General features: G+C 61.6%; 1 pseudogene. It reads right to left on the bottom strand.

From position 1 onward, the window contains the following. Positions 1–245, bottom strand: a pseudogene (locus tag HU738_RS25860) (HNH/ENDO VII family nuclease); the annotation flags it as partial.

Below are 245 nucleotides of genomic sequence, written 5' to 3'. Positions count from 1 at the left end.
CGCAGCATCCTCAAGCCTTGCCACAGGAAGCGCTTCTGTTCCACCTGGCCGTTGATCTCAGCCTGCTTGGCCACCCGCCGTCCAAGACTGTCGTACCGGTATTGCCCAGAGCTCTCAAGCTTGCCGTTAACCAGGGTCTCGGCACGAACCAGCCGGTTCTCGCAGTCATAGGCAAAGGTCTGCAGCTTGCTGTGCCCCGAGCGCTTCTCGACCAGGTTGCCCCACGGGTCGTAGCGGTACTCCTG

Source organism: Pseudomonas vlassakiae, assembly GCF_014269035.2.
Taxonomy (GTDB): Bacteria; Pseudomonadota; Gammaproteobacteria; order Pseudomonadales; family Pseudomonadaceae; genus Aquipseudomonas; species Aquipseudomonas vlassakiae.
The sequence above is the reverse complement of the archived record's forward strand: the minus strand, read 5'-3'. Positions and strand labels throughout refer to the sequence as shown.